Origin of the sequence: Novosphingobium mangrovisedimenti (assembly GCF_025153475.1) — a bacterium.
Taxonomy (GTDB): Bacteria; Pseudomonadota; Alphaproteobacteria; order Sphingomonadales; family Sphingomonadaceae; genus Novosphingobium; species Novosphingobium mangrovi_A.
The window spans coordinates 1-8,337 of sequence record NZ_JANZXA010000032.1 but is presented as its reverse complement, the minus strand read 5'-3'; the positions used below and the strand labels follow the sequence as shown (position 1 = coordinate 8,337).

The window sequence follows — 8,337 nt, the reverse complement described above, 5'->3', positions numbered from 1 at the left end:
AGTGACCCGGTCAAACCGCTTGATGGCGTCCGGGTGCTTGAATTAGCCCGCATCCTGGCTGGCCCATGGTGCGGACAGCTGCTGGCGGACCTTGGCGCCGAAGTGATCAAGATCGAACGGCCCCGCGTAGGAGACGATACGCGGCATTGGGGGCCGCCGTTCGTGACAGCAGAAGATGGCACCAATTTGGGAGCGGCTTATTTCCATTCGACCAATCGCGGCAAGCGGTCTTTCGCAATCGACATCGCCAGCGCGGAGGGCCAGGCCATCATTCGCGATCTGGCAAGCGGCGCAGATATCGTGATCGAGAACTACAAGGTCGGCGGGCTGTCGAAGTACGGGCTTGACCATGCCGCGCTTTCCGCACTGAATCCCCACCTGATTACCTGCTCGATCACGGGCTTCGGGCAAACCGGTCCCTATGCCCATCGTGCAGGCTACGATTTCATTGCCCAGGCCATGGGCGGCATGATGTCGATGACCGGTGAACCCGATCGCGAACCGCAGAAGGCCGGCATCGCCGTGGCCGATCTGTTCACCGGCATGTACAGCACTGTTGCCATCCTCGCAGCGCTCCATCGCCGGGACCGCAGCGGACGCGGTGCCCATGTCGACATGGCCCTGCTCGACACCCAGGTCGCGGTCATGGGCAATCAAGCGCTGAACTGGATGACATCCGGTAAGGTGCCGCGCCGGTTCGGCAACGGTCATGCTAATCTCGCACCCTATCAGGCCTTCCCGACGCTTGACGGACCATTGGTGATTGCGGCCGGCAACAACGACCAGTTCGCGAGCCTTTGCCGCATCCTGGGATGCTCACTGCACGAAGACCCGCTATTCGCCACCAACCCCGCGCGGGTTGCGAACCGGCAGGGACTTGTCGCAACCTTGGAAGCGCTTACCGCCCGATGGAACCGACAGGAACTATTCAACGCGCTGGAGGATGCGGGCGTCCCAGCCGGCCCAATCAATGAACTCGACGAAGTGTTCGCCGATCCGCAGGTCGTCGCCAGGGGCCTGACGACATCGGCTGGGGGTCGCAGGGGTGTCTCAAGTCCAATCGTGATAGATGGGGTGCGGATGGTTTCGAATCTGGCCGCGCCGGGAAGTCCCGAGCAGGTCGGAGACGAATAGGCGGCGCAGTCAGTTCGCAGCCTGAACCGGTATAGGTCCCCCGAACAATCGCCAGCCTTCGCTGAACAGTACAAGCACGATGGTCACGCTCGCCACCCCGAAGAACGAATAGGCCAGAGGCAGCGGGGAACCATTGTAGGCCTGCCCGATCAGTGCGCCCAGCCCCGCGCCAAGCACCAAACGGAAGAACGTCTGAACAGAGGCCGCGGCCCCGGCCACCTTGCCGAATGGCTGTAGGGAAATCGCGGTGAAATTGATGAAGACCGTGATCAGCAAGCACATGTTCGCGGATGTCAGAAGCACGAACTGAAGCAGGGTTTCGCCCGGTCGGGATGCCAAATAGATCTGGCCGATCGACACAAGGAAATGGCACAGGATGGCGGCATGGCCGATCCCCCGGATGCCGAAACGGTGTACGATCGCAGAATTGGCAATGCTGGCCAGCATCATCGAGCCCGCCATCAAGCCAAAGATTACCGAATAGGCCCCGCCGGCCCCGAAATGTTCGCCGATCAATTGCTGCGAGCTGTTGATGAAGCCGAAGTGAGCGCCGAAAATCAGGGCCATGCCAATGACGTAACCGATCGACCGGCGGTTTGTCAGAACGAGGCGGATGTTGCCGAACAATTCACTGGCACCATGGGACTGCCGCCGGGAAAGCGGCAGCGTTTCTTGCATGCGGTAGAAATACCATGCTGACACTCCCATCGACAGCACCCCGATGACGATGAAGACGGCACGCCAGCCGAGCACTGTAAAGATCACATAACCCAAACTTGGGGCAAGGGTCGGGACTGCCATAAACAGCATCGCGACAAAGGCTTGCAGCTTGGCCATGTCTTCGCCTTGATAGCGGTCGCGAATGATCGCCAGAGGAAGGACGGTCAGGGCGGACGAGGCACAGCCAAGCAGCGCGCGGGCCGCCAGCAGGACGGAAAAGTCAGTCACGAAAGCACAAAGCAGATTGATCAGGGCGAACAGGCCCATGCAAACCAGCAGGACCGGCTTCCGCCCAAGCCGGTCGGAGATCGTCCCCGGAACGAGCGAAAACAGGCCGGAGCAGATCAGGAATGTGCCGATGACCCATTGCCGCTGGTTTGAACCGCCTGCCCCCAGATCGGTTGCCATTGCACCCAATGCCGGAAGCAAAGTTGTAAACCCAAGTGACTGCAATGCCTGGATCATCGCCATAATGGCGATGAACTCCCGTTTGCCAATTGTTTCTTCATGGGTCCGCGACAACGTTCATACCTTCCGGATGGTCGGGCCTGGCATCGCACCCGCCATGAAGCCGGTCCACCAATATGGGGGCCAGTCCACTTCTGATGGGAAGCCGTAGGAGCTACCCTTGCCAGCCGATCGCGCGACTCGCTTCAATGGCCGCCGAACGGATCTTTTCGATCATCGGGTTCAAATAAAAATGCTGGTCCTGAACTCGCGAGAGAACGCTCATCGTTGCAACAAGCCTATTCTCGGAATCATGCACCGGTACACTTAAGGCAGAGAGACCAGGCACAACCGTACCCTGTGTGGTCGCGTATCCCAGCTCGCGCGCTTGGACTATCTGCCTTTCCAGTTCGTCGTCGGAAACCACCAGCCCGCTGGCACGCTCTTGCTCGATGACGCGCCGGGTCCAATCTCGTGAACAATGGGTCAAGAACAGGATACCGGTAGACGAAGCCTGCAAGGGCAAAACAGAGCCGACGTGCAAACTGGTCAACAGGGGCAGACCGCCATCGATCCAGCGAATCACCGTTGGCCCATAATCGCCCCAGACCGACAGCAACCCTGTCGTCTGCAGTTCTACCAGCAGACTCTCCAGATTATCGCCAGCGATTCGTACCGGCTCCACCCGCGCCAGCGCGGCCATGCCAATACGAACTGAAAATGCACCTAGTGCATAGCGGCCATTCTGGCTATTCTGCTCGACCACGCCCGTGTTGACAAACGCCAGCAGGTAACGGTGTGCCTGGCTACGTGACAGACCCGATTTCTCGGCAACTTCACGCAGATGTGCGCCATCCTTTGGGCAATCCATCAATGCCCTGATGACGCGAACACCAATTTCCACGGACTGGATGGCCTTGCGTGGCGAATCATCCGCGCTCAAACCTTCGGCGGGCAAGCGCTCGGTAGCCTGATCTTCGATTTCACCACCTTTAGCTGCAAGTTGGTTAGCCTTGCGTGCATTCATCGGTATTCACCTTCACCAGCCTCTCCTCGGCCCCAAAGCCCTCTTGCATGATGGGAAAGGAGTTGCATATTGTCCAAAGAATAGCCTATTATGGCATATGCGTGCAAGAGCATGACCTGAGTCAATTGCGACAAAGAGGCCGAGCGTCAACCCAACTAAGCGCTTCGAAGCCATTGAGAGGAAAGGAAGCCGGGTAATGGCTGCAATCGCGTTTCCCAGATCGTCCGAAGAGCATTTCGAACAGCTGCGAAAGGCGCCCGTTCTCGCCCTGCCGACGGCTCTCCTGTTTGTCATTTCCATGGCAGGGATCGCAACGACCTGGTACCTGGCGCTGAACTCGATGCTTCCGCTTTGGGTCGGTGCGATCTCAAACGGCCTCGTGACATATCTGCTTTTCAGCGTGATCCACGACGCCTCGCACAAGTCGTTGTCGAGCATTGGCTGGATCAACGAATCGATCGGTGCGATCGGCCTGTTCTTCCTATTCCCCTATGCTCCGATGGTCCTGCTCCGCTGGGTCCACAACAAGCACCACACGCATACCAACGGACCTAAGGATCCCGACCGGTTCGAGCATGAATCGCCCTGGTGGCAGGTTCCTTTCCGCTGGACCTTCTTCGACGGTGCCTACATCTGGTATTTCATCCAATATGGTCAGAACGTGCGCAAGAAGCATGGCACCGAACTGCTTGTATTCTATTCGCTCCTCGCGCTGCTGTTCGTTGCGGCGCTCTACTTCGGCTTCGGCTGGGAACTGTTCATGCTGTGGTTCGTGCCGTCGCGGATCACGCTGTTCATCATCGCCATTGTTTTCGTCATCCTGCCACATCATCCTGCGATCATCGCCCAAGACGAAGACCCTTACATGGCAACAACCATGCGGTTCGGCTGGGAATGGTTGCTCAACCCGCTATTGGTTTATCAGAACTACCACCTGATCCACCACCTCTGGCCGGAAATCCCGTTCTACCGGATGCACAAGGCCTATTTCCTCAAATACGATGAAATCAACGCCAACCGCATCCCGCGCCAGAAAGCCTTCGCCCTGAAGCCCGAGAACTATGACGAACACTTTGCGGTTCGCCGGGAACTCGACCATGCGCAAGGCAAGGCCATGCCTGCCTAACGAAATAACGGGGCCGGACCGTTCGGCATGGTCGGGCCGTACCTCCAGATCGGGAAGCGCGCTGATGGCCAAGCAACTTCACCTTGGCGCGTTCATGCGCCCCGTCAGCATCCATACCGGAGCCTGGCGGTATCCAGGTGCCTTTCCCGACGCGAACTTCAGCCTGGCAGCGATCCGGCGCTTCATCCGCAGCCTCGAAGCTGCCAAGTTCGATTATTTCTTCATGGCTGATCACCTCGGCGTGCTCAACCTGCCACGCCAGGCGCTGATGCGCAGCCACACTGTGACCTCGTTCGAGCCATTCACGTTGCTTTCCGCACTGGCCGGGGTGACTGAGCGAATCGGCCTCGTCGCAACGGCCTCGACCACTTACGACGAGCCGTTCCATGTCGCGCGCCGCTTTGCCTCTCTCGATCACATCAGCGGCGGGCGGACCGGCTGGAACGTGGTGACCACTTCGAATCCGGACAGCAGCCGCAACTTCGGCCTGGAGACCCAGCCAGATCACGCCGCGCGCTATCACCGCGCCCGCGAGTTTCATGACGTTGTGACCGGGCTGTGGGACAGTTTCGCCGACGATGCCTTCGTTATGGACGCAGCAAAGGGCATCTATTTCGACCCCGACCGGATGCATGCGCTGAACCACAAGGGCGAGCATTTCTCGGTCACCGGGCCGCTTAACATCGCCCGTCCGGTTCAGGGCTGGCCGGTCATCTTCCAGGCCGGTGCCTCGGACCCGGGCCGCCAGCTCGCTGCCGAAACCGCCGAAGCCGTATTTGCTGCGGAATCGACGTTGGAAGGCAGCAAAGCCTATTACGACGACGTCAAAGGGCGGGCGGCGACGGTCGGACGCAATCCCGATCACATCAAGATCATGCCGGCCGTATTCCTGGTTGTTGGAGACACCGTCGAGGAAGCCCATGCGAAGCGCGCGAAACTGGACAGCCTGGTCCACTACGACAGCGGCATCCATTCACTGTCCGGCATGCTGGGTCACGACGTATCGGGCTTCGAACCCGATGGTCCCCTGCCCGACATCCCCGAATCCAACGCCAGCAAAAGCTCGCGGCGGTTCATGATCGAATTGGCCAGAGCTGAGAACCTGACGATCCGCCAGCTCGCCGCGAAGGCCGGCAGCTATGGCGGTTTGGCCTTTGTCGGCACCGCCAAGACCATCGCCGACGAGATGCAGCATTGGCTTGAGCAAGGCGCTTGCGACGGTTTTACCACAATGTTCCCTTACCTGCCCGAAGGCCTGGAAGACTTTACCGGCAAGGTTGTGCCCGAATTGCAGGCGCGCGGCCTGTTCCGCACCGAATACGAAGGCGAAACGCTGCGCGACCATCTTGGCCTGCCGCGCCCGGACAACCGCTTCTTCGCCTGATGCGATGAGCCGGTTTGTCATCATCGGCGCCGGGGCAATTGGCAGTTTCCTGAGCACGCGGTTGCACAACGCCGGGCATGAAGTTCTGCTGATCGCCAGAGGAGCACGGCTCGAAGCCTTGCGAAACATGGGCGTGCTGCTGTCCGAAGGCGGGGCCGAGCGGCAAGTGCGTGTGCCGGTGTCCGCAGCATGCGATCCCGTAACGCCGCCGGATCATGCCAGCCTAGCAACCAAGACGTTTCAGATCGAATCCGCGCTCGCTCTGCTCGAACCACTGCGCGGAAGCCGCTTCACGCTGCTGACGGTGCAGAATGGGGTCGAAGCACCCGGCATCGCCCAGGCCGCCCTGCCCCGCGCTGTCGTGCTTGGCGCACGCATGCACGGCTTCTTCGAGCTGGAAGACGGGATCGTGCGCCACACCAGCGTCCCGCCACGCTGCTGGCCGGCCCGGTCGCCGATCGCGCAACCGACCCGGCTGCCGGACAGGCCTCGGCAAACCTTGCGGGCGACCTTATTGCCGCTGGGGTCCCCACCACTCTGACAGGCGACATGCGCTCAGCGTTGTGGGACAAGTTCCTGATGGCCGCGACGATCGGGGGGGGGCCCCGGCGTTCGGCCTGAAGGTCGGTCAGGTGCTGGTCCATCCCCAGGCCAGCGCGCTGTTGCGCGAGGCCATGGCCAAGGTCGAACGGATCGCAGCAGCGTTAGGCATCGAATTACCGCCCGCTTGCATAGAGGAGAAGCTGGAGTTCATCGGCCGTGACGTGCTCCCATGATTGTTACCAGTCAGAGGTAGAGTCTCGCTCCTTGATGATAGTTGTTTGAGGTGATGGCAACGTGTCTGGGGGCATGCCCCTAGACACGTTGGCCGGCTATCTCGGCGGGGGTCTTCCCGCCCAGTTTCGAGTGTGGCCGCACGTGATTGTAATCGTCCCGCCAGGTATCGAGCACGAACCGAGCGTGGGCCAGCGACGTGAACAGGTTCTCGTTGAGGCATTCGTCGCGCAAGCGACCGTTGAAGCTCTCGACGAAGCCGTTCTGCATCGGCTTGCCCGGCGCGATATAGTGCCATTCGACCCGCCGCTCCTGCGACCAGCGCAGGATGGCCGACGAGGTCAGCTCAGTGCCATAGCACATTGGGAAGCGGTCCCTCGAAGGGCCGCATCGCCTTGATGAAGACAAGGGCGCGCAGCGCCTGCAGGCTTCATCAAGGCGGTCATGACCGGCCAGCAGGTCTCTAGAGTGAAGTTGTCGACTCAACACTTTGGAGAAGGACCGACCATGACCAAGCGTAGCTCTACTCCCGCCGACGCCGTGCTGGTAGCCATCGATATGTCCAAGCACCACCAGGAGGTGCTGATCGAGCGCCCCGAAGGCGGGCGCCGGCGGCGGATGACGGTGATGGCAACGAAGGCGGACTACGACCGCCTCGCAACCGATCTCGGCGATATCGGGCATCCGGTCATCGTCGGTTTCGAGGCTACTGGTAACTACCACCGCACTCTGGCGCACCGATTGCTGGCCGCGGGCTTCGAACTGCGCCTGATCTCGTCCGTCGCCCTGGCCCGCACCCGCGAGGCGCTGCACAATGGTTGGGACAAGAATGATAGCAAGGATGCGCAGGTGATCCTGCACATGCTTCGGATCGGCGCGACCCAGCGATACGTCGATCCGCTGGCCGCCGGCATCAACGATCTGCAGGAGATGTCGAAGACGCACGAGGCGATCTCCAAGGCCAAGACCCAGACATGGCATCGCATCTTGACCCACTACCTGCCGCTCTATTTTCCAGAGATCGAACGCTTCGCCGGCAACAGTCGATCAGACTGGTTCCTTGCTCTGCTCGAGCGCTTCCCGACCCCGGCCAGCATGACCACGCTAGGCCAGGAAGGCTTCACGCGCGAGGCATGGAGCCTGGTCGGCCGCAAGGTATCCAAGGCCCGGTTGCTGAACGATATTTACGAGACAGCGTGCGCCTCCATGGCCCTCCCGGTCGACGAGGACTCGATCGCGATCACTATGTTCCGCATGGTCATCGCTCAGGCCCGCAGCCTGATCCGGCAACGCGACGAGATCGAGCGAACCGCACATTCCATGCTCGCTGAGAACCGCGATTACCAACTTCTCCGCATGATCCCCGGCATCGGACCGATCAACGCACTGACCATTCTGGCAGAAGCCGGCGATCTTCGCCGCTTCGCCCACCACCGCCAGTTCCTCAAGTTCTGCGGGCTAGATCTTGCCACTTGCCAGTCAGGCATGTTCCGAGGCCGAACCAAGCTGTCGAAGTACGGTAACGCTCGGCTCAGGCGCACGTTCTGGATGGCTACCCAGGGCGCGATCCGCCAGCGCGACAACAGCTTCCGCGATAAGCTAGGCTCAGGACCCATTAAATCGCTTGCGCTGGCGATGACGAATTGATTCAATAGCGGCACTGAGGAGGTGCTGCGAGTGTCTGAGCTTTGGTTGTTGAGTGAGGCGCAGATGCGCCGGATTGAG

General features: G+C 60.4%; 7 protein-coding genes and 2 pseudogenes. 6 read left to right on the top strand and 3 right to left on the bottom strand.

The features are described 5' to 3' along the window. Nucleotides 1-1,134, top strand: a 1,134-nt coding sequence (locus tag NZK81_RS21095) for a CaiB/BaiF CoA transferase family protein (RefSeq protein ID WP_260047949.1), incomplete at its 5' end; no start/stop codon positions are given. Between the two features lie 9 nt (nt 1,135-1,143). Here the strand turns inward: NZK81_RS21095 and NZK81_RS21090 are convergent. Both NZK81_RS21090 and NZK81_RS21085 read right to left on the bottom strand, forming a co-directional pair. Continuing rightward, a complete protein-coding gene (locus NZK81_RS21090) occupies nt 1,144-2,325 on the bottom strand; it encodes an MFS transporter (RefSeq protein ID WP_260047948.1) in 1,182 nt (393 codons plus the stop codon). Nucleotides 2,326-2,476: 151 nt separating this feature from the next. Further along, a complete protein-coding gene (locus NZK81_RS21085; protein WP_260047947.1) occupies nt 2,477-3,328 on the bottom strand; it encodes an IclR family transcriptional regulator in 852 nt (283 codons plus the stop codon). A gap of 196 nt (nt 3,329-3,524) precedes the next feature. Between NZK81_RS21085 and NZK81_RS21080 the strand changes: the two genes are divergently transcribed. The 4 genes from NZK81_RS21080 (at nt 3,525) to NZK81_RS21065 (ending at nt 6,614) form a co-directional block, all read left to right on the top strand. Beyond that, complete coding sequence (locus tag NZK81_RS21080; RefSeq protein WP_260047946.1) at nt 3,525-4,454, top strand: fatty acid desaturase; 930 nt, start codon at nt 3,525-3,527, stop codon at nt 4,452-4,454. Between the two features lie 64 nt (nt 4,455-4,518). Continuing rightward, on the top strand, nt 4,519-5,838 hold the full coding sequence (locus NZK81_RS21075) for an LLM class flavin-dependent oxidoreductase (protein WP_260047945.1): 1,320 nt from the start codon (nt 4,519-4,521) through the stop codon (nt 5,836-5,838). 4 nt (nt 5,839-5,842) lie between these two features. After that, the gene (locus NZK81_RS21070; RefSeq protein WP_260047944.1) at nt 5,843-6,379 is read left to right on the top strand and encodes a 2-dehydropantoate 2-reductase; all 537 of its coding nucleotides are present in this window, start codon (nt 5,843-5,845) and stop codon (nt 6,377-6,379) included. Between the two features lie 22 nt (nt 6,380-6,401). Beyond that, nucleotides 6,402-6,614, top strand: coding sequence for a ketopantoate reductase C-terminal domain-containing protein (locus tag NZK81_RS21065; protein WP_260047943.1), 213 nt, complete (start codon nt 6,402-6,404; stop codon nt 6,612-6,614). Between the two features lie 10 nt (nt 6,615-6,624). Here the strand turns inward: NZK81_RS21065 and NZK81_RS21060 are convergent. Further along, nucleotides 6,625-6,966, bottom strand: a pseudogene (locus NZK81_RS21060) (integrase core domain-containing protein); the annotation flags it as partial. A gap of 153 nt (nt 6,967-7,119) precedes the next feature. Between NZK81_RS21060 and NZK81_RS21055 the strand changes: the two are divergent. Continuing rightward, nucleotides 7,120-8,211, top strand: a pseudogene (locus NZK81_RS21055) (IS110 family RNA-guided transposase); the annotation flags it as partial. Between the last annotated feature and the right edge of the window lie 126 nt (nt 8,212-8,337).

Bases quoted from the DNA above. Each gene is read 5' to 3' on its own strand.
- NZK81_RS21090 (WP_260047948.1), bottom strand. From the start codon at position 2,325: ATGGCGATGATCCAGGCATTGCAGTCACTTGGGTTTACAACTTTGCTT.
- NZK81_RS21085 (WP_260047947.1), bottom strand. From the start codon at position 3,328: ATGAATGCACGCAAGGCTAACCAACTTGCAGCTAAAGGTGGTGAAATC.
- NZK81_RS21080 (WP_260047946.1), top strand. From the start codon at position 3,525: ATGGCTGCAATCGCGTTTCCCAGATCGTCCGAAGAGCATTTCGAACAG.
- NZK81_RS21075 (WP_260047945.1), top strand. From the start codon at position 4,519: ATGGCCAAGCAACTTCACCTTGGCGCGTTCATGCGCCCCGTCAGCATC.
- NZK81_RS21070 (WP_260047944.1), top strand. From the start codon at position 5,843: ATGAGCCGGTTTGTCATCATCGGCGCCGGGGCAATTGGCAGTTTCCTG.